Origin of the sequence: Ignatzschineria rhizosphaerae (genome assembly GCF_022655595.1) — a bacterium.
GTDB lineage: Bacteria > Pseudomonadota > Gammaproteobacteria > Cardiobacteriales > Wohlfahrtiimonadaceae > Ignatzschineria > Ignatzschineria rhizosphaerae.
The window spans coordinates 1,382,961-1,404,979 of the sequence record NZ_CP093379.1 but is presented as its reverse complement, the minus strand read 5'-3'; the positions used below and the strand labels follow the sequence as shown (position 1 = coordinate 1,404,979).

Below are 22,019 nucleotides of genomic sequence, written 5' to 3'. Positions count from 1 at the left end.
TATGATAATATTTTTTTATTCAAAATTTCATATCTAAAATATTGTTCATTAAAAAGGGAATAAAATGTCATCGATGGGGAAATGCCGACTGCATCCATTGGCTATTGCGGTTATTTGTCTATTGTCAGTGCAAGCAGCTTTTGCAGATGATTCGATAGATTCAGCTTCTGAAAATCTCCAAAAGGAGAGTATAGAAGCCATTGAGTTAGGGCGCATTTTGGTTCGTGCCCAATCTGAAGAAGGTGCTAATGATGCTCAAGGTTACGATGAGGTTTATAACGCCAATATGTCTTCTGTTTATCGTGGAAGAGAAGAGATTGAGCGTCATAAAGGCAAATCCGCTGCTGATATTTTAAAAGGGATGACCGGTGTTTATAGTGGCGACTCCCGAAATAGTGGGGCCATTGATGTGAATATTCGTGGGATTCAAGGGCAAGGGCGCGTGCCTGTAACCATTGATGGAACTGAGCAGAGTATCTCTGTTTACCGCGGTTATATGGGTGTTAGTAACCGTAACTATTTAGATCCAAGCCTGATTAGTAGTATTACAGTTGAAAAAGGTGGCACATTATCAACTGATGTGAAAACCTCTGTCGGTGGTGGTGTTGCGATGAAGACCATCAGCATTGATGATGTGGTGCCATTCGATCAGAAGTTTGGGATTGATTATCAGATTGATACGAGCACGAATACGACAAAACCCAGACTGCCAGATCTCTCACCGATTGGGCAAGATTATCGAAATGACCCAGATAAAATTGGGGGTAGAGTAGAAACGCATCCTAATTTATTACGTGATCCTAAAACGCGCGGCAGTGATTCAGATTGGTTTAATCTAAGAGATGGATCTGCGCGTATTGCTGCTGGGTATCGTGGGGAGATTTTTGACCTTTTAGCGGCGGTGAGTTATCGCAAACAAGGTAACTACTACTCAGGAAAGCATGGTGCCGCAGGTTATTATAGTGAGAGTACTGATGGCAATGTCTATATGCCAAATGTGGCAGATACTTATGCTCCGGGCTCAGAAGTGCTTAATACTTCCAGTACAAACCGCTCCTTTTTACTTAAAAATACGTGGTATCTTCCGGAAGATCAGCGCCTTTTATTTACCGCAAGGCATAGTTTAATAGAGCATGGTGAACTGATGCCATCTCGTATTATGCGTTATTCCGATGGGGGAATTCAGCAATGGCCGATTGGGAAGATTAATCAAAGAGCCTATAGTGCGCAATATAAATGGAACCCTGAAGATAATCAGTGGATTGATACTAATATTAATGTTTGGCGGACTATCACTAATAGTAATACTTATACAGGTCCAGGTTATGTTTTTGATTTAGAAACAACTGACTGGATGTGGGATTGGTGCCGCTTAAATACAGAAGATGTCTCTAAATGCGAATGGGATGATAAAACGCATCTTTATAAAAATACTTCACTTGCGCACGCTAGAGATACTCGCTGGGGTATTACCGCCAATAATACGATGCAGATAATGGATAATCTCAAATTCACCGCCGGCATTGATTATCAAAAAGAGAAGCTACGCTCAGATACTAAAACTCGAGAAGGGCGCCGTAGAGCCACGAGCTTGATGTTTAACTTTGAGTGGAAACCGATTCCAAGCGTTACGATTAATGCCGGCGTTAAACGAAATTCTTACTCTTCATTTGATGATCGATTAGCAGAAGGGCGTCGCAATCAAGATTCTGAGTTTGAGCGTAAAAATGTGAATGCTTTTAATATGATTTACGATCGTGTCGTGAGCCAAGATGAGTACGATTTTTACCAAAAAACCGAGAATATGCACCAAAATATGACGCCCCAAGAACAGATGGAGTGGTCTATGGCGCATCGAGATGAGTGGACAAAGTATTATCAATTAAAGGAAGCAATTACCGGCAATAAAGGAAAAATTCGCGAGAAGCATCTCTATTCCCAACGCGAAGATGGACGTTATTATGTTGCAGATAACCCGCACCTTAACGGCACGATTCCTAGTGAAAAAGTGATTAACCCCGTTACCGGCGAAGAGGTCGATCGTTATACTTATTTTACTAATGAGAAAGTTGATTTAGGAAGGCTGGAAAATCGTTTTGCACCTGTGAAACGTAAATCAGGGCATGCTTGGTCACCGGTATTTTCAATTGGTTGGGAGATGACCGATTATTCTCGTGTTTATGCCCGTTATGCTGAAGATAAAAGATTCCCAAGCATGTTTGAAGATACGGTAGGTTTTACCACCGGCGTTCGTGATTATGTCAATTTAAAGCCAGAGCGTTCTCGTAACTTTGAAGTGGGTTATATCTACGATCTCTCATGGCTTCCTAATGTCCAAGCGGCAGATGTGAAATTGAGTTATTACGATATGAAGCTCAATGATGTGATTGAGCGTGATGCTTATATGTTTATTTCCCAAATTGATGAGCAGCGCTCTAAGGGGGTAGAGCTTCAAGCGCGTTTTGCTAATGAGAAATATTTTGCAAATATTGGCGTTAATTACAATCTTAAAAATAAAACCTGTGATGAATCTTCTGCGATGGCTCTTGACCCCACAGGTGGATTCCCAACTTGTGTCGATGGCGGATTCCCCAATGGTTTTTTAAGAACCAGCATGGTGCCTAAATATAGCGTGAACTTATCAGTAGGCGGGAAGTTCTTTGGGGATCAGTTAGAAGTTAGTAGTGATTTTAATTATCACAGTAAGGCGCGTAATGGTCAGGAAGAAGCAATGTTCCAAAGTGGCAAGTTACAAGGGATGGATAATAATCCGATTCGTTGGAACTCAGCCTTAATTATTGATGCGAATTTGAAGTACAAGATTGATAGAAATCTGACAATGACTTTCTCAGCACAGAACTTAACGAATCGCTATTACATCGATCCGCTGACGCGCTCCTTTATGCCGGCGCCGGGAAGAACTTTCCGTATTGGGCTACAAGGCAAGCTGTAACTATTTTTCTTAAATGATGACTCATTTTGGATAACTTAAATCTCTTTTTTTGAAAAGAGCCTGTTTTACACACTTATCACAAATCTCAGGTTGATGATAAGTGGTTTATTGATCAAATTAAATAAAAATATAAAAGGGAATTAATATGTCGACAAAAGATCGATATCGTTTAACACCACTCGCGTTTGCTATCGCTTGTGTATTAGTGACTTCAACTGTCTTTGCACAAGAGGTAGGGGATGAGGATTGGGATGATTCAGAGATCTTACAAGAGAGTAAAAATACGGTAGGATTAGGAAAAGTCACAGTCGTTGCGAAAGTGGAGAGTGAGAGCCACGAGGTCAAGCATGATCAGGTTTATGATCGCAGTATCTCCTCCGTTTATCGAGATAAGGAGGAAGTCGAGCGCTTTAAAGGCGCCGTGCCGGCGGATGTCTTTAAAGGAATGGTGGGTGTTAATAGTGGGGATGCTCGTAATAGTGGTGCACTAGATCCTAACGTTCGAGGGATTCAAGGGCAAGGAAGAGTGCCGGTAACCATTGATGGTACTGAGCAAGCCATTACTGTATGGCGAGGTTATGCCGGTGCGAATAACCGTAACTATATTGATCCGATGTTAATTGGGGGGATGACAGTTGAGAAAGGCCCTGGATTAAGCCGAGGCATTAATAGTTCAGTGGGCGGCGCTGTTGCAATTACGACATTAGGAATTAACGATATTGTCGGGGAAGATAAAGATTGGGGAATTGATCTTAAGGTTGAAGGAAGCAATAACTCTAAAAAGCCTAATATGCCCGATATTAACGCACCGCTGCCTGATGTTTTAGGGACTGGCTATGTTCCTTATCTCTTCTCGTTTTATGATAATGCAGTCTCTGTGACGCCGAGAACCAGTGGGCAAAATAGCTTTGGGGATGATAATGCCTTTCGTATTGCTGCTGGTAAAAAATGGAATAACTTTGACCTTTTAGGAGTCTATGTTTACCGGAAAAAAGGGAATCATTTCTCTGGGAAAAATGGCGCTAGTAAATATTCCGGAGGCGAATATAACAAAGAGAATGCCGATGAGCGTAAAGATTTCTGGGATAACTATACTAAGCATCTTGCCGATGTTTATAAGCCAGGAAGCGAAGTGCCTAATACCTCTAATGAGATGCAATCGATCTTAGTGAAAGGGACATGGCGCCCGACAGAGGATCAGGTTTTAGAGCTTGGACTTCGTCATACTTGGGGGAAATATGGGGAGATTATGCCATCAAGGGTTGCCAATCACCTTTCAGATTTAGACCATCTTTTAAATACCTCCCCAGAGAACCCTTTAAAGGATTATGTACGTCAGCAAGTCGTTGGTAAATTCCCGCAGTGGCCTTTAAGCAAAGTGAAGACAACGGCGGTGTATTTGAATCATAAATGGAATCCTGACAACCCTTATATTGATTTAGAAACCAATCTTTGGGGTACAAAAACTATTTTAGATACTCATACTTCAGGCGGATATCCTCGTGAGTTTTATAGCAGTATGCTTCACCCTGAGCTTGCCGGTAAATGGCGCAATACCTCTTTAACCAACTCAGATAACCGCCGCTGGGGGATTACCACGAGTAATCGCATGGAGTTAACAGAGAATCTTGATTTAACGGTTGGCGGAAGCTATCAATATGAAACGTTAAAATCAAACGATATCTGGTACTTAGATCCGAAAGAAGTTCAAGGCTACTCCTTTAGGACCATTCCCCGTGAAGGCTGGCGTAAAGAGTGGAATATGCGCTTTAACTTTGATTGGCGTCCGCTTTCTTGGTTAGAGATTAGCGCCGGAATGCAAAAAGAAGGTTATTCTTCTTATGATGAGCAGTTAAATAAGCAGCGCCGAGCGAGAAATAATGCTTATGCAAGTAAAGGCGATCCAGGCTTGCTTTTAACTTATGCTTTAGAGCCAACACAAGATCTTCTTGATGCACATGCAAAATTTGAAGCAGGGAGAAATAGTGATGATTCAGCGCTTAGAAGACAGGCGATGATGGATTACCGAGATTTTATACAAAGCTATAATAATGAGTTAGCGGCAAAAGGGATTGATGCGAAAGTTCCGATGTTCTTTGACCCTAATACGGCAACGATCTCAGGTAATAAAACATGGTATGTCCGTGAAGACGGGAAATTCCATGCAGAAGATAATCCCTTTATGAATGGGGAGATTGCAAGTATCGGTGGTAAAGCCCCAGAAAATAATGGTTATACCCATACGAACCGTCCATTTGTAGGGGATCCATTTGCTGAAGTTCCAAAACAAGGCAATAGCGGTACATGGCAACCTGTGATCTCTGCAACCGCTTGGATTACCGATGAAGCAAGAGTTTATGCGCGTTATGCTAAAACACAGAGAATGCCAAGTATGTTTGAATCTACAGTCGGTTTCTCGGCAAATCCTATTTATCTAGGAACAGGATTAAAGCCAGAAAAAGGAACGAATATTGAGATTGGTTATGTACATGATTTTAGTGCGTTACTAGGTGCTGATCGCTTTGCCGATGTGAAGATTGCTTGGTTTAGAAATAGCATTAAAGATGTGATTGATCGTGATCAGTTCTTCTCTTTAAGAAATATTGATAAACAGGTGATTGAAGGATTAGAGATTCAGAGCCGCTATGATAATGGCCGCTTTTTTGCCGACTTTAGTGCTTCTTATTTCTTAAAAAATGAGGTTTGTGATAACTCTACAGCAATCTCAATGGATCCTTATTACGGCAGGATCTCTTCTTGCGTAAAAGATGGTTTTTACAATAGCTATCTACGTAATATGACGCCGCCAAAATATGCCCTTAATCTCACAATGGGTGGGCGGTTTATGGATAATAAATTAGAAGTCGGTACAAGGATTTTGCATCATGCAGGTTCTAAAAATACCGATAAAGAGAACTTTGGGGATATCGCACCTTGGCAGACAAATGTGCCCGTTCATTGGAGTAAAGCAACAACGCTCGATGCTTGGGTCAATTATGCGATTGACGAAACAACCACAATGGAAGTTGTGGCAACAAACCTCACGAATCAATATTATCTCGACCCTTTAACAAGATCCCATTTCCCAGCGCCGGGAAGAACCATTCGTGTTGGGTTTAATATCAAATTTTAGTTCGTAATGCTTCTATAGGGGTGTGCTTAAAATCACATTTATGAGAGGTGAGCTACTTTGTAATAAGGTAGCTCACTTTTGCTTTTGCTACAGCTACAGCTGCTGCTTGCAATGATCATTAATAGAGGCTTTTACCATTTTTAAGATTATTTAAAAAATAACCACTCTAAAGGAAATCGTATATGGCGGTTAAACATCGTTACCAATGGCAGCCTCTTGCATTAGTATTAGTCTGTTTATTATCAAATCAAATGCTTTTTGCACAAGAGACTACTGACCCCGAAGATTCAGAGGATTTAAGCAGTGCAGATTCTACGGTTGTATCCCCCCTTAATACAGTGGGGCTTGGCAGTATTACAGTACTGGGAAAAGTCGATACGCAAAGTCATGAGGTTCAACATGATCAGGTTTATGATCGAAGTATCTCCTCTGTTTATCGAGATAAAACGGAAGTAGAGCGCTTTAAAGGTGCAGCGCCTGCAGATGTTTTTAAAGGAATGGTCGGGGTTAATAGCGGGGATGCCCGAAATAGTGGCGCACTTGACCCTAATATTCGCGGTGTTCAAGGACAGGGGCGGGTGCCGGTTACAGTCGATGGTACCGAGCAAGCGATTACTGTTTGGCGAGGATATTCCGGGGCGAATAATCGTAACTATATTGATCCGATGTTAATTGGTGGCATGACGGTTGAAAAAGGTCCTAGTTTAACAAGAGGGATTAATAGCTCTGTTGGTGGCGCGGTTGCGATCACAACATTAGGCATTAATGATATTGTAAGGGAAGACCGAGATTGGGGAATTGATTTAAAAATTGAAGGAAGTAATAACTCCACAAAGCCGCAGTTACCTAATTTGCCTCAAGGCATAAAAGTGAATACACAAACCAATAATCCTAATTTTAATTTTATTAACTTTATGGATCCTAATTTGATGGTTAGAGCGAAAAGTGGCGGGCAAAATCAATTTGGAAATGATCAGGCTGTTCGTTTTGCCGTGGGTAAAAAATGGGATGATTTTGATATCTTAGGGGCTTATGTCTATCGGAAGAAAGGTAATCATTATGCCGGCAAAAATGGCGCTTCTTACTATAAAGGGGAAGCTCATGCTGCAGGGGATGCGGAGTATTGGAATAATTATACTCGGCATTTAGCAGAGCTTTATAAACCAGGTGATGAAGTTCCCAATACTTCTAATGAGATGCAATCATTACTCTTTAAAGCCACGTGGAGACCGACTGAGGATCAAACTTTAGAGTTTGGCGCTAGGCATACTTGGGCAAAATATGGGGAGATTATGCCCTCAAGATTAGCAGGAACCGCGTCGTGGCTAGAGATGGTATTAGATAGTGAGAGCCATATGGTGGGCCCTGAATATAAGGAATTTTTAAAGAATCATATCGCCGGCAAGCTCCCACAGTGGCCCTTAAGTAAGATTAAAATGACGGCTTTAAACTTAAAGCATCAATGGAATCCTGATAATCCTTATATTGATTTAGAGAGTAATTTATGGATGACAAATACGAAGCTTGATACCCATACATCAGGGGGTTACCCCCGTGAAGCATATCCTTGGTATATGCAAAATCCAGCTTTAAAAGAGACGCTTCGAAATACCTCTTTAACCAACTCTAAGAATCGCCGTTGGGGATTTACAACAAGTAATAAGATGGAATTAACGGATAATTTAGATTTAATAATAGGCGGAAGTTATCAGCATGAAACCTTAAAATCAAGTGATATTTGGTATCTACAAGATAGTGAAAAAGAGGCCTTTGGAGCATCTCCTTACCGAGCGATTCCAAGGGAAGGATGGCGCAAAGAGTGGCATTTGAATTTTAACTTTGATTGGCGACCGCTCTCTTGGTTAGAGATTAGTGCCGGCGCACAAAAAACGGGTTACTCATCTTATGATGAGCAGCTTAATAGACAAAGACGGGCACAAAATAGTAAATATGCAAGCAGTGGGAGAGAGGGGCAAGTGCTCTCCTTTTATGTAGAGAAGTCTCAAGAGATTATCGATGCTAAAGAAACCTATGATCGTGAAATGGCTTATATTTCTGAAAATTATGATTTCTTTGATCCTGAAGGTATGCAACTTAGTTTTGAATCTATGATGCGTTATCAAGAAGCTGAAAGAGCATTTATTCAAGAGAAATTCACGGATCAAGGGCTAAAATATCAGTCAAATAATGGGGAAGGTGATGAAACCTATCAAGGTGAAGTGAGCTGGTTTGCACGTGATGATGGGAAATATTATCGAGAAGATAATCCTTTTATGAATGGGTCTCTTGCTTCAAAAAATGCAAAAGCCATTGCAGGTTATACTGCTTATCAATCAACTGTGAAACCCTTTGTTGGTAATAGGTTTGCAGAGATTCCAAAGCAAGGAAATAGTGGAAAATGGCAGCCTGTTCTTTCAGCAACGGCGTGGATTACGGATGAAGCGAGAGTTTATGCGCGTTATGCTAAAACACAAAGAATGCCGAGCATGTTTGAATCTACGGTTGGTTTTTCCGCAACGCCACAATATAGTGATATTCGCTTAAAACCCGAGAGAGGCACCAATATTGAGTTTGGGTATATGCATGATTTAAGCGAGCTTTTAGGCGCAGAGCGCTATGCGGATATTAAGGTTGCATACTTTCATAATAGTATTAAAGATGTGATCGATCGAGATCAAAACTTTGCTTTAAGAAATATTGATAAGCAGGTGATTAGTGGGCTTGAGCTTCAAAGTCGTTATGACAATGGTCGTTTCTTTGCAGACTTTAGTGCTTCTTATTTCTTGAAGAATGAGGTTTGTGATAGCTCAACAGCCATTTCGCAAGACCCTTATAGAGGAAATATCGCCAATTGCGTGAAGGATGGTTTTTATAATAGTTATCTGCGTAATATGACGCCGCCTAAATATGCGCTGAATTTGACGATGGGCGGCAGATTCTTTAATGAAAAATTAGAAGTCGGCACAAGAATTTTGCATCATGCGGGCTCTAAAGATACCGATAAAGAGAATTTTGGAGATGTAAAACCTTGGGCTTCTAGTGTGCCTATTCATTGGGGAAAAGTGACAACGCTTGATGCATGGGTTAACTATGCGATTGATGAGAATATGTCGATGGAAGTCGTAGCGACAAACCTCACCAACCAATATTATCTTGATCCTTTAACAAGATCCCACTTCCCTGCGCCGGGAAGAACCATTCGTATCGGGTTTAATATGAAGTTCTAGAGATAGGATATATCAATCATAAATAGCTATGAAGTATGTAGAATTAAAAAGGCTTAGTCATCTAGATTAAGCCTTTTTGTTATTTAATGGTTACTATTTCTCTTTGTGATTAAAGTTTTTTTAGATTATTTTTGAATGTTTTATAAAAAACTAAAAATATTTTATTGTTAATTTTTTGTACATTATTGATTTGTTAATAGTATTAATTCTCTAAAATTATAAATTCTTATTTGTAAATAAGAAGCAATAGTAAAAATATATCTCTTATGATAACGTTTCTCATTAGTAAATAATTGTTACTAAAATTAAATGTTATAGGGAAAGAGAAATGTTCATGTCGATTAAAAATCGGTATCGCTGGCAACCACTTGCGTTTGCGATCACTTATCTATTGAGTCAATCAATGTTATCAGCAGAGGAAATCTCAGAGTTAGACGAAGCTGATGTGCCGCAAAATACCTTAAATACTTTGGGTTTAGGTCAAGTTGTTGTCAAAGCTCAAGCGCTAGAAGGGAAGGGGCATCAAGAGAAGCATGATGAGGTTTATGATAGAAGCATCTCTTCTGTTTACCGAGATAAAACGGAAGTAGAGCGCTTTAAAGGCGCAGCGCCTGCCGATGTTTTTAAAGGAATGGTCGGCGTTAATAGCGGTGATGCGCGTAATAGCGGTGCATTAGATCCGAACATTCGTGGGATTCAAGGGCAGGGACGTGTTCCCTTAACGATTGATGGAACCGAGCAATCGATCACCGTTTGGCGAGGATATTCGGGGGCGAATAATCGTAACTATATTGATCCGATGTTAATAGGCGGGATTACCATTGAAAAAGGCCCAAGTTTAACAAGAGGCATTAATAGCTCCGTAGGTGGCGCAGTTGCAATTACGACACTTGGCATTAATGATATTGTTCGTGAAGATAAAGATTGGGGAATTGATTTTAAAATAGAGGGTAGTAATAACTCGGTAAAACCGAATATGCCTGATCTTAATGCTCCTTTACCAGATATATTAGGATCAGGAAGCATCCCTTATATGTTCTCTTTCTATGATAATGCCGTAATGGTAACGCCAAGAAAAAGCGGGCAAAATCGTTTTGGGGATGATAAAGCTATTCGCCTTGCCGCTGGTAAAAAATGGCAGGATTTTGATCTGTTAGGTGTCTATGTTTATCGTAAAAAGGGGAATCATTTTTCAGGAAAAAATGGCGCAAACTATTATTCTGGTAGCGAATATAATCGAGAAAATGCCGCAGAACGTAAGGATTATTGGGATAACTATACAAGGCATTTAGCGGATATTTATAAGCCAGGTGATGAAGTACCGAATACTTCAAATGAGATGCAATCACTCTTAGTGAAAGGAACTTGGAGACCAAATGAAGATCATATTGTTGAACTAGGACTTCGTCATACTTGGGGGAAATATGGCGAGATAATGCCATCAAGAGTTGCAAATCATCTATTCGATTTAGATCATATGATTAATACCGCCCCTGAAAATCCAATGAAGGATTATGTGCGCCAACAAGTCATTGGTAAATTTCCTCAATGGCCCTTAAGTAAGGTGAAAACTACCGCTATTTATTTGAATCATCAATGGAACCCTGATAATCCTTATATTGATTTTGAAGCAAATATTTGGGGAACCAGAACGATTTTAGATACTCATACAAGCGGCGGGTATCCAAGACAATTTATCTCCTCTTGGACTGGGGATTCAGAAGTGAAATGGCATTCAACTTCGGCAACAAATTCAAAAAATAAACGCTGGGGCGCAACGATTAGCAACAAAATGGAGCTTACAGAAAAGCTAGACTTAACGCTTGGCGGAAGTTACCAATATGAGACATTAAGTTCTAGTGATGATTGGTATTTAGATCCAGAACAACGAAAATTATCTTCTTTTAGGGCAATACCTAGAGAAGGCTGGCGCAAAGAGTGGCGCATGAGCTTTAGCTTCGATTGGCAGCCTCTATCATGGTTAGAGTTAAGTGCTGGTGCTAGTAAAAATGGCTATTCCTCCTATGATGAGCAGTTAAATAGACAGCGCAGAGAGAGACAAAATAGTTTTGGTGATATTGGGAAACCCGGCATTAGAATGTCTTATCAGGTAGAGAAGACTCAAGAGATGATCGATGCTGAGAGAGCTTATAAGGAAGAGGTTGACTATATATTTAAAAACTATGCTTTTGGTTCACCTGAATATCGAGAGCTTTCAATGCAATCTATGAAAAAGTATCAGGCAGCTGAAAGTAAGTTTATTGAAGAAAATGCGACCTCAAAAGGATTGACGGTTAGCCCTCAATCTTTTAATGGGCCTTATGAGAAGATTTATGTGGGTGAAGTGGGTTGGTATGTCCGTGATGATGGTAAATATTATCGGGAAGATAACCCATATCTTAATGGTTATTTAGCAGAGCGAGGTGCAACACAGCTTCCTAGAAATCCAGATCAATATACAGCATTGAGTCAAGGAACTACCGGGGATCGTTTTGCGCCTGTTCCTAAGCAAAGTAGTAGCGGTGGATGGCAACCTGTTCTTGCAGCAACCGCTTGGCTTTCAGATAACGCAAGAGTCTATACCCGTTATGCAAAAACAGAACGTATGCCAAGTATGTTTGAAACAACGGTTGGATTTTCAGCATCGCCAGTTTATCGAGGTGTTGGGTTAAAACCAGAAAAGGGAACTAATATCGAGATTGGATATCTGCATGATTTAAGTGAATTATTAGGGGCGGATCGTTATGCAGATTTTAAAATAGCCTATTTCTATAATGAGATCAAAGATGTGATTGATCGAGACCAGGCATTTTCTCTTAGAAATATTGATAAACAAAAAATTAGTGGTTTAGAGCTTCAAAGTCGTTACGATAACGGCCGTTTTTTTGCAGACTTTAGTGCTTCTTATTTCTTAAAAAATGAAGTGTGTGATGAATCAACGGCAATTTCTCAAGATCCTTATCATGGGCGTATTAAGAGCTGTGTAAAGGATGGATTTTATAATAGTTATCTGCGTAATATGACGCCGCCTAAATATGCGTTAAATTTGACGATGGGTGGCAGATTCTTTAATGAAAAATTAGAAGTCGGTACAAGAATTTTGCATCATGCTGGCTCTAAAAATACCGATAAAGAGAACTTTGGGGATATCGCTCCATGGCAAACGAATGTGCCAATTCATTGGGGGAAAGTGACAACATTGGATGCTTGGGTGAATTACGCTATTGATAAGGATATGTCTATGGAAGTTGTGGCGACAAACCTGACGAATCAATACTATCTTGATCCTTTAACAAGATCCCATTTCCCAGCGCCGGGAAGAACCATACGCATTGGGTTTAATATGAAGTTTTAACGCTTTAGGTATGAGTTCAAGACTTGTTAAATATAGTTTATTCGGTTTAAAAAGGTCTATTTTGTGACGGGAGGGAATGCTTGCATTCTTCTTACTATCTTGTGCTCATCATTTAAATTAAAAGCTTTTCTTAATCCTATTTCACTATATATGCAAAAGACCATTCCTTTAAGGATGGTCTTTTTTGTTACTGATCCGTTTTAAAGAATGTTTAACATTAATACGCATTTAATTGTAGGAGGAGATTAATTTTTGGAACATCAGGGTTATTGGGGATGAATCAGAATAAAAGAGATTATATTAAAATTTTTAAGAACATTATTAGTCTGTTTTATAAAAAATATATTCTTTTAAATCACTCTATTAAGTTTGTTGTTGGTAATTACCTTGAACTGCTAAATGCTTCTATATGAAAATAATTACCAACTATTGTAAATGAAATTGATTCGTATTATGATTGCTATCCTCATTTAGTAGCCATGATATTTGGCTTGATAAAAGTATCTAAAAGGAAAATTCATGTTACAACTTGGTAAGTGTCAACTAAAGCCATTAGCATTGGCGGTGGCGCTCTTATTTGCAGCCTCTATCGCAAATGCTGATCAATCTAAAGATTTAGAAGGACAATCTGAAAAAGTTGCTTCTGAAGAGAAGGTTGAAGCGCTGAATTTAGGAAGCGTGACGGTATTAGGGCAGGTGACAAATTTTGTCGGGATCTCAGAAGGCGTCAGCCAAGGGGAGATTGGTAAAAATACCTTAAACCAAGAGCAATTAGATGTTATCCAAGCAAGTAACATGGGCGTTGTTTTAGATAGGATTCCAGGGGTGAGTATGTCTGGAAGCCCAAGACCCGGTGGACAAAATATCAATATTTGGGGAATGAGTGAGAGCCGAAATGTGCCAATTACCGTTGATGGTGCGCTTAAAACGTTTGATAAATATCGACAAGGCTCTCTTTATGTAGATCCTGATCTCATTAAGCAAGTCACGGTCAATAAAGGGGCATTTAGTCCTGAAGTTGGGAATGGTGGCTTTGGGGGAAATGTGCAGTTAGAGACGAAAGATGCGCAAGACTTCTTAAAGCCGGATCAAAACGTGGGCGCTTATTTAAAATATGGTTTTCACTCTAATAATGAGCAAAAAAATTATACCGGTGCGGTATTTGGTCAATCTAAAAATGGCATGGTCGATGGTTTAATCTATTTTTCTAGATCTGACTCAAGAGATGTAGAACTTGCTGATAAACAGAAATATAGAGGTTCCTCTTTAGATCAAAACAGCTATTTGATTAAGAGTAATATTTACTTTTCAAGTGAGAGTAAATTAACCTTAAGTCATGCTAATACCCGTTTTAAGGGCTGGATGCCATTTGCCGCAATGGGTGGGAATACTATCACCACAGATCCTAATAATGAGTATGATTGGAAGCGCCGTATTTTCTACCGAGATCAAAAAGATCGTAGTTATAGTGCAAAATTTGAATATCTTCCTGCTGATAATCCTTGGATTAATTTTAAAGCTGATGCAGCGTATTCTGAAACAAAGCAACATGATGAGAAAGTTGCGCCAATGCCAGGGCAAAAAGCGCCTTCCATCTCTTTATCGACTTTCGGTAAAGAGAATTGGACAACTTATAAAAACACCACAATTCATATTCGAAATACAAGCGAGATCTCCACAAGTTGGGCAGATCATAGCGTAACCGTGGGATTACAGTATTTACGTAAACAGCAAAATGGTTTGATGCTTTATGATAGCGGCAAATATGGCACTGCGGAGTTTAATTATGGTTATTTTACACCGCCATATCTGCCATCAGGTCGACAAACGGTGACAAGTTTGTATATTAATGATGATATTAAGATTGGGGATTTTACCATTAGCCCATCGCTTCGTTATGATCATGTTAAGAACCAAAGTTTTGGTAATGTCCCAGGATATACCTCTACAGATCCAATAGATGGACATGATTATGGTTCAGTAAGTTATAGCGGGTTATCTCCAAGATTAGCGATTTATTGGCAACCAAGTGATTCATGGGCACTCTTTGCTGATTATACTCGTAGCTGGCAGTCCCCTAATCTACATGATCAATATATCGTGCAAGCAAAAGGTACAAGCGGGCCAAATGGTACAAGCCGTAATCTTGGCAAAGAGAAGTTAAAGGCCTTTAGAGTAGGTGGGTTAATGAATCTACAAAATGTCTTTATGGCAGATGATAGACTCGCATTAAGCGCAACGTACTTTAATAACAAAGTAGAGAATGAAGTCATTCGTAAAATTGGGGCGATTTATTGCGAAGCGCACCATATTACGGGAGATAACAAAACTTGTGGCAAGCCGATGAGTTCATACCATAATGGACCAGGCTATACGATTCAAGGTTTAGAGTTATCCGCTAAATATGATAGTGAATATATCTTTGGTAGTTTGTCGGCAACCACGATTAAAGGGAAGCGTATTGGTTCACCAAGAAATATCTGGTCTGAACAAGATAGTTGGATGCGAGATATTCCCCCAAGAGAGCTGCGTGCAACAATTGGCTTTAACGTGCCAAGCCATAATTTTAGTATGGGTTGGGAGAGTGCCTTTGTTCGTAAGCAAGATCGTACCCCAAAAGTCACAGATCCAAAAGCTGGAGCATTAAGCTATCCGCTAACGGCAGGGTATAGCGTTCATAGTCTTTTTATGACCTATGCACCACAAGGGCAGCATGGTCCAAAGATTAATCTTATGATCGATAATCTCTTTAATAAACAGTATGCCCCTTATTTAGGTGAGCAAGTTGAAGCGCCAGGAAGAGATATTCGCTTAAGTGTTTCGTATCAATTTTAAATAAAAGTAAGAGGATTATTGGTAACTCCTCATTCGATAAGCGCAGTGAGATCTGCGCTTTTTTATCTTTATAGTCTAGATTAATCGCTTGGAAAAAGATCTAGATGGAAGAGTAAAAAGAGTCGTTATAAGGTTTTTACGAATAACTTTGAACCCTTATTAATAATAAAATCTAATATTTTTAAAGGGTTATAAAATAAATAAAGATATAAATGATTGTGATTTTCATTTGCGTTTAAGTCGGAAGTGAAATACAATTTTTAAAAATAGATAAAAACCGTGAATTTGCTAGGTAAAGGACAACGTTATGCAACAAAGAGAATATGATTTAAGTTTATTAACGCATCAGTTAAAGTGTGAAACAACAGGAACCCACGATACTGTTGATAATTTAGTAATGTCTGTGAACCCTTTTGAAAATGTCGAAAACTACGGCAAATTTTTACAACTTCAAGAGATCTTCCATAAGATCGTTGACGATATTTATATGCGTGAGGACTTAAATAGAGCAATCCCCGGATTAGCGGCAACGGCAAGACATGCGGCGGTGTTATCGGATATGGCGGATTTAGGGGTTGAAAAATTCCCTATGGCTTCATTGCCGGCTCCTAAAGCGGAAGAAGCGATTGGTTGGCTCTATTGTGCTGAAGGTTCTAATTTAGGGGCGGCATTTTTATATAAAGAGGTCAATAAAATTAACCTTGATGCTGAGCGTGGTGCGCGTCATTTAGCGGCTCATTCAGATGGTCGTGGTAAGCATTGGCGTAATTTTTCGGAGCTTTTAAACGCCATTGATTTTGATGCTGAGGAGAGAGAATCAGCAGTAAAAGGTGCGAATGAAGCATTTACCTGTTATAAAAAGTTATTACGCATGATTTTTGAATTACCAGAACCAGAAGAGCAAGCTGCATAAAAGATGAAAAAAATTCGTTCCATCTGTTTAATGATTTTAGGGGGAATTTCTCTATTCTTAGGAATATTAGGGGTATTCTTACCACTTTTGCCAACAACACCGTTTATTTTATTAACAGCATTTTGTTGGGCAAGAAGTTCTGAGCGTTTTCATACTTGGTTATTAGAGAATAAGCACTTTGGTCCCATGGTTCATAATTGGGAAACCAATCGCGTGATTCCTATTAAGATGAAATGGCTCTCAACGATTATGATGAATGGAGCGATTATGACGACAGTTTTTACTATGCCAAATGATCGTTGGTGGTTAAAACTGATTATGATAGCAATCTCAATTTTTACCTCTATTTGGATCTGGTCATTCCCGCATGAGGCGGAAGAGGGGGTTGAGGCAGAGGTTGCGAAATAAGTTATATTTTTGAGTTTGTTTGGTAGTTTGTATCTGTGAGTAAAAATAAAAAAGTCCCAATCTATTATTGATTGGGACTTTTTAATGCAAAAATTTAAATAGCGGATTAAGCAATTTGAATGACTCGGGATTTTTCACAAAGTGGATATTCTTGTAAAAAGGGGGCAATAAGATCTGTCATTTCTTGGAAAGAATCGCCATAAAAGTAGAGTGCTGTATCACTTAGATGTTCGTTATAGCTATAAAACTCACCCTTGCCATCAATTAGTTCACAGATGCTCTCAATGACATGATTGATATCGCAATTTTCATAGACCTCATCCGGTAGTTCTGTACCATTTACATAAAGAGCTAATCCTTCTAATCTTCCAACAGGTTCCTTGTAATTTTCACCTCGTAAAAAGGAGCCTTTAGGAACACCGATAGCTTCAATGATCGCCTTCATTTCTGCCAATGTTTCGGGGTTATTATCTTTAAGTGTTAATTCCACATCACAATAATCTACTTCTCCATTTTCAGCCATTCCAGTACCTCCGCCAGAAGTCTCACCTAAGCCTCTCTCTTCTAAAACGTCATGTAGAGGATCTTCATAAATATCTCCTCGATCTAAAGGGCGAAGCCTAGCATTAAGTTGTAAGGTAAAGTGTGTCATAGATGAATCTCCTGAGTTCATTGTAAGATAGGACTTGTTGTTTTTTATTATCTAGAAGAAATGAGAATTTTAATAGAGATGAAAATCATTAAAAGCGCTAATAGCTTGATGAATAGCGTCATTTCATTAGGAGTAGGGAATAGAGAAGGGAATAAACAGCCCGCAATTAAGTGGGAAGACATAAAAAATCCCGATCTATTAAAAGACCGGGATCTATTGTTATGAATATTGCAATGCAATGTTAAATCATGATTTAGTTTGCAACAATATTGACTAAGCGATTTGGTACAACGATTACGCGGCGAATTTCACCTTCAATGAATTTCTGCGCATTTTCGTTAGCAAGTGCAGCTGCTTCAATCTCTTCTTTAGAAGCAGAAGCCGCGACAACGATTTCGCCACGGAGCTTACCATTTACTTGAACCATATATTTCACTTCATCGGCAACAAGCGCACTTTCAATCACTTGTGGTAATGCGTGATCTAAGATGTCATCACCAAAAAGATCAGACCAGATTGTATGCACAATATGTGGCACAATCGGGCTTAAGAGGCGAAGCATAATCGAGAAGCCCTCTTTTTTCACGGCTGTTTCATCTTTAGAATCTTTAAGCTTGCTTAAGATATTTAAGATGATCATGTTTGCAGAGATGACTGTATTGAAGTGGAAACGCTCATAGTCATATAGCGCTTTCTTCAATTCTTGATGGATCTCGCGGCGGGCATCTTTTGCAGCTTTTTCGGTAATGCTATTCGCATCAAGAGATGCATCTTTAAGTAAGGCATTATTTTCATAAGCAAATGTCCAGATACGGCGCAAGAAACGATCCGCTCCTTCAAGGCCGGCATCAGACCACTCAAGCGTTTGCTCTGGTGGTGAAGTGAACATCATAAAGAGACGAGAAACGTCAGCACCGTATGATTTAACGATTGCTTCAGGGTCTACACCGTTATTTTTTGATTTACCCATTTTCTGGATGCCGTAATATGTGACAGGCTCACCATCAGCTTTTAAGAAATATTTCTTCTCGCCATCAATATCACGAGCTTCTACATCTTTGACGTTAAACCACTCATAACCTTTTGAGCTATGACGGAAGAATGAGGGGGCAACAACCATCCCTTGTGTCAGAAGTGCTTTAAATGGCTCAGGGCCAACTTTCTCAACGTCTCCTAATAAGCCTTCATTACGCATGAGTTTATGGAAGAAACGTGAGTAGAGAAGGTGAAGGATCGCATGCTCAACACCGCCGATATATTGATCTACAGGAAGCCATGCAGTTGCCGCTTTCGGGTCGATCATCCCCCCTTTATATTGACTACATGCAAAGCGAGCGTAGTACCATGAAGATTCTACGAAAGTATCCATGGTGTCTGTTTCACGCTCTGCAGCGCCGCCACATTTAGGGCAATCCACTTTCTTAAATGAATCCAATTTGTTAAGCGGGTTACCAGAACCATCAGGAATACAATCTGTTGGAAGGACAACAGGAAGGTCTTTTTCAGGAACAGGTACTTCACCACAGCTTGGGCAGTTGATAATTGGAATTGGGCAGCCCCAATAACGCTGGCGTGAAATACCCCAGTCACGTAGACGATATTGTGTTTTAGGATGTCCTAAGTTTTTAGCTTCTAATGCCGCACCAATTTTTGCAAATGCACCATCAAAATCTAAGCCTGTAAACTCCCCAGAATTGACTAATGTGCCGTGCTCAGCAAGCTCTTCTCTCCAAACATCAAGAGATTCATTGCCATCAGCTGGCTCAATGACAAGCTTCATTGGAAGATGATATTTTTTGGCAAAACCAAAGTCACGTGAATCGTGAGCAGGTACCGCCATAACAGCACCATCACCGTATGCCATTAAGACGTAGTTTGCTACCCAAATTTCAACTTTTTCACCGGTTAATGGGTGTGTTGCAAATTGGCCTGTTGGCATCCCTTTTGCTTCTTGCGTTGCAAAGTCTGCTTCACTTGTCCCTGTTTTTTGGCACTCTTTGATGAATTCTGCAAGTTTGGCGTTATTTTCAGCCGCTTTTGCCGCAATAGGGTGTTCAGGTGCAACTGCAACATAAGTTACGCCCATTAATGTGTCAGGGCGTGTTGTAAAGACATTAAACTGCCCATCATCGTGAAGGAAGGTCACTTCCATTCCTTGTGATTTACCGATCCAGTTCGCTTGCATAGTGCGAACTTGCTCAGGCCAATCTTCAAGAAGATTTAAGTCTTCTAACAATTCATCAGCGTAATCGGTGATCTTAAAGTAATACATCGGAATTTCACGGCGCTCAACAAGCGCATCAGATCTCCAACCGCGGCCATCAATGACTTGCTCATTGGCAAGAACTGTTTGGTCAACAGGATCCCAGTTTACAACCCCATTTTTACGGTAAATTACCCCTTTTTTGTAGAGTTGAAGGAAGAACCATTGCTCCCAACCATAATATTCGGGATCACAGGTCGAAAATTCACGAGACCAATCAAAGCCAAAGCCCAACTCTTTAAATTGCTGGCGCATATAGACGATATTTTTATTTGTCCATGAATTTGGAGAAACCTTATTATCGATCGCAGCATTTTCCGCCGGCATTCCAAATGCATCCCAACCAATCGGTTGCATGACGTTATAACCACTCATTTTTTTATAACGTGTAATTACATCCCCAATCGTATAGTTACGAACGTGTCCCATGTGCAGTCGTCCTGATGGATATGGGAACATAGATAGGCAGTAATAGTTCGGTTTATCCGTATTGTCAGCCACTGTAAAAGAGGCATTTTTTTCCCAGAATGCTTGCGCAGCAGCTTCTATTGCGGCCGCTTCGTAGGTTGGTTTCATCCTATAAGATCCTTTGTTTAATATAGAGATACAACAAATTGTGATGATGCTGTGAATGCTTCATTGTCAATAACGTATCAAGCCGTTATCGTCTGAAAGATTCGAAGAAGTCTTTAATATCAGTGAGATCATCAATCGTTAATTTTGAACCTTGCTATTATACACTAAGTTAAATCGCATTTGTCCTAATCAAAGCGGAACTTTTATAACAAATGTTCATCCGCTTTGATGGAATGTTGGTATAATGACCGACTTGCTTTATGTCTTAGAAATGTAGGAATAACCATATTATGACAAGTCAGCCCACTTTGATCGTTGAAAATATCCATAAATCGTTTGGCGATCGTGAGATCTTAAAAGGGATCTCATTAACGCTTAATAAAGGCGATGTGGTTTCGATGCTTGGTGCTTCAGGCTCTGGAAAGAGTACCTTTTTGCGCTGTATCAATCTTCTTGAAAATCCAAATCAAGGGGAAATTACACTAAATGGTGAAAAGTTAGCTTTAGTTAAAGGTGAAAAGGGCTTAGTGGCAAAAGATCAAAAAGCGCTGCAAAAGATGCGCTCTGAGCTTGGCATGGTGTTCCAAAACTTCAATCTTTGGGGCCACATGACAGTGCTTGAGAATATGATTGAAGCGCCGATTCATGTCTTAGGTTTATCTAAAAAAGAGGCTCGTGAGCGTGCTTTAAAACTCCTTGCAAAAGTGGGTATGAGTGAGCGCGTCAATGATTACCCTATCTCCCTTTCAGGTGGCCAGCAGCAGCGTGTTGCCATTGCTAGAGCGCTTGCGATGGAGCCGAGTGTTATTTTGTTTGATGAACCAACATCGGCATTAGACCCAGAGCTCGTGCATGAAGTATTAACCGTCATGCAAGATCTTGCAAAAGAGGGAATGACGATGATTGTGGTAACGCATGAGATGGATTTTGCACGAAATGTGTCAAATCGTGTGGTATTTTTCCATGAAGGACGAATTGAAGAAGAGGGTGATCCTCAAGAGCTCTTCACTAATCCAAAATCAGAGCGTTTTAAGCAATTTATTAAGCACTATAATCGATAAGGATCAGATCGATCTGTTTGTCTAGAGTAGATCGATGATTCTTTTTAGGTTCATTATTGGATATTGATGAATACCGGAAGAGAGATGCAATCAGTTACGTTACTCAAGACGTTATTTTTAACATTAGGAAAACCGTCTCCAGAGATCATCGCATTAGATCCTTATAATCAAGAGTATGAAGGCTTTGATTTCAGGGTTCTGAATGTCAATTATCGCTCTCGCCTTGCAAGAAAGACACCGAAAAAAGCCGGTTACTTTTTAGCAATATGGGAGAAAGATGCTGAGAATAAAAATATCTCCTTTTCTGAAATCACATTTCCCGACTTTTTAATGGTTAATATTCTTGATGGTGAGCGGAAAGGGCAGTTTATTTTTCCCAAATGGGTTTTAAAACAGCAAGGGATTTTGTCATCCAGTACAAAGCCCGGAAAGATGGCTTTTCGTGTTTATACGCCGTGGGATACAGATCTTAATAGAAGTGCGGCAAAAACCGCTAAATGGCAGTTGCCATTTTTTGTAGAGTTGCCGGTAGATAATGCCGAGGTATGACCTTTATTAAATCCCTATTGATTCACCCATTCGGGTGGAATCGCCGTTGCTTGTTGTCTATTTGCATTGTGGTTAGGTACAACAAATATTAGGT

At 39.8% G+C, this 22,019-nt stretch carries 11 protein-coding genes; 9 read left to right on the top strand and 2 right to left on the bottom strand.

Annotated elements, in window-relative coordinates:
• Positions 1–64: 64 nt before the first annotated feature.
• From MMG00_RS06085 to MMG00_RS06055, 7 genes are all read left to right on the top strand, one after another.
• A complete protein-coding gene (locus MMG00_RS06085; RefSeq protein WP_242152867.1) occupies positions 65–2,953 on the top strand; it encodes a TonB-dependent receptor domain-containing protein in 2,889 nt (962 codons plus the stop codon).
• A gap of 145 nt (positions 2,954–3,098) precedes the next feature.
• Positions 3,099–6,086 carry a TonB-dependent receptor domain-containing protein gene (locus tag MMG00_RS06080; RefSeq protein WP_242152864.1) on the top strand — a complete coding sequence of 996 codons (2,988 nt, stop codon included), beginning with the start codon at positions 3,099–3,101 and terminating at the stop codon, positions 6,084–6,086.
• A 182-nt stretch (positions 6,087–6,268) separates the two neighbouring features.
• The gene (locus MMG00_RS06075; protein WP_242152861.1) at positions 6,269–9,313 is read left to right on the top strand and encodes a TonB-dependent receptor domain-containing protein; all 3,045 of its coding nucleotides are present in this window, start codon (positions 6,269–6,271) and stop codon (positions 9,311–9,313) included.
• A 334-nt stretch (positions 9,314–9,647) separates the two neighbouring features.
• A complete protein-coding gene (locus MMG00_RS06070; RefSeq protein ID WP_242152859.1) occupies positions 9,648–12,668 on the top strand; it encodes a TonB-dependent receptor domain-containing protein in 3,021 nt (1,006 codons plus the stop codon).
• A 519-nt stretch (positions 12,669–13,187) separates the two neighbouring features.
• Entirely contained in the window at positions 13,188–15,503 is a 2,316-nt protein-coding gene (locus tag MMG00_RS06065) for a TonB-dependent hemoglobin/transferrin/lactoferrin family receptor (RefSeq protein WP_242152858.1), read from the top strand.
• Between the two features lie 307 nt (positions 15,504–15,810).
• Positions 15,811–16,416 (top strand): biliverdin-producing heme oxygenase, encoded by a 606-nt coding sequence (locus MMG00_RS06060; RefSeq protein WP_242152855.1) that lies wholly within the window; start codon positions 15,811–15,813, stop codon positions 16,414–16,416.
• 3 nt (positions 16,417–16,419) lie between these two features.
• Entirely contained in the window at positions 16,420–16,824 is a 405-nt protein-coding gene (locus tag MMG00_RS06055) for a YbaN family protein (protein WP_270049368.1), read from the top strand.
• Between the two features lie 106 nt (positions 16,825–16,930).
• Here the strand turns inward: MMG00_RS06055 and MMG00_RS06050 are convergent, their stop codons facing one another.
• Together MMG00_RS06050 and leuS are read right to left on the bottom strand one after the other, a co-directional pair.
• A complete protein-coding gene (locus MMG00_RS06050; protein WP_242152852.1) occupies positions 16,931–17,476 on the bottom strand; it encodes a hypothetical protein in 546 nt (181 codons plus the stop codon).
• Between the two features lie 253 nt (positions 17,477–17,729).
• Positions 17,730–20,315 (bottom strand): leucine--tRNA ligase, encoded by a 2,586-nt coding sequence (leuS, locus tag MMG00_RS06045; RefSeq protein WP_242152849.1) that lies wholly within the window; start codon positions 20,313–20,315, stop codon positions 17,730–17,732.
• 290 nt (positions 20,316–20,605) lie between these two features.
• Between leuS and MMG00_RS06040 the strand changes: the two genes are divergently transcribed.
• Positions 20,606–21,376: an ABC transporter ATP-binding protein gene (locus MMG00_RS06040; RefSeq protein ID WP_242152847.1), complete on the top strand. Its 771-nt coding sequence runs from the start codon at positions 20,606–20,608 to the stop codon at positions 21,374–21,376.
• Between the two features lie 66 nt (positions 21,377–21,442).
• Positions 21,443–21,925: a MepB family protein gene (locus MMG00_RS06035; protein WP_242152846.1), complete on the top strand. Its 483-nt coding sequence runs from the start codon at positions 21,443–21,445 to the stop codon at positions 21,923–21,925.
• Positions 21,926–22,019 lie beyond the last annotated feature (94 nt).

What these genes read in the sequence shown, in the direction of transcription:
- leuS (WP_242152849.1), bottom strand. Translation starts at nt 20,315, where the DNA reads ATGAAACCAACCTACGAAGCGGCCGCAATAGAAGCTGCTGCGCAAGCA.
- MMG00_RS06070 (WP_242152859.1), top strand. Translation starts at nt 9,648, where the DNA reads ATGTCGATTAAAAATCGGTATCGCTGGCAACCACTTGCGTTTGCGATC.
- MMG00_RS06055 (WP_270049368.1), top strand. Translation starts at nt 16,420, where the DNA reads ATGAAAAAAATTCGTTCCATCTGTTTAATGATTTTAGGGGGAATTTCT.
- MMG00_RS06075 (WP_242152861.1), top strand. Translation starts at nt 6,269, where the DNA reads ATGGCGGTTAAACATCGTTACCAATGGCAGCCTCTTGCATTAGTATTA.
- MMG00_RS06085 (WP_242152867.1), top strand. Translation starts at nt 65, where the DNA reads ATGTCATCGATGGGGAAATGCCGACTGCATCCATTGGCTATTGCGGTT.
- MMG00_RS06080 (WP_242152864.1), top strand. Translation starts at nt 3,099, where the DNA reads ATGTCGACAAAAGATCGATATCGTTTAACACCACTCGCGTTTGCTATC.
- MMG00_RS06065 (WP_242152858.1), top strand. Translation starts at nt 13,188, where the DNA reads ATGTTACAACTTGGTAAGTGTCAACTAAAGCCATTAGCATTGGCGGTG.
- MMG00_RS06035 (WP_242152846.1), top strand. Translation starts at nt 21,443, where the DNA reads ATGAATACCGGAAGAGAGATGCAATCAGTTACGTTACTCAAGACGTTA.
- MMG00_RS06060 (WP_242152855.1), top strand. Translation starts at nt 15,811, where the DNA reads ATGCAACAAAGAGAATATGATTTAAGTTTATTAACGCATCAGTTAAAG.
- MMG00_RS06050 (WP_242152852.1), bottom strand. Translation starts at nt 17,476, where the DNA reads ATGACACACTTTACCTTACAACTTAATGCTAGGCTTCGCCCTTTAGAT.
- MMG00_RS06040 (WP_242152847.1), top strand. Translation starts at nt 20,606, where the DNA reads ATGACAAGTCAGCCCACTTTGATCGTTGAAAATATCCATAAATCGTTT.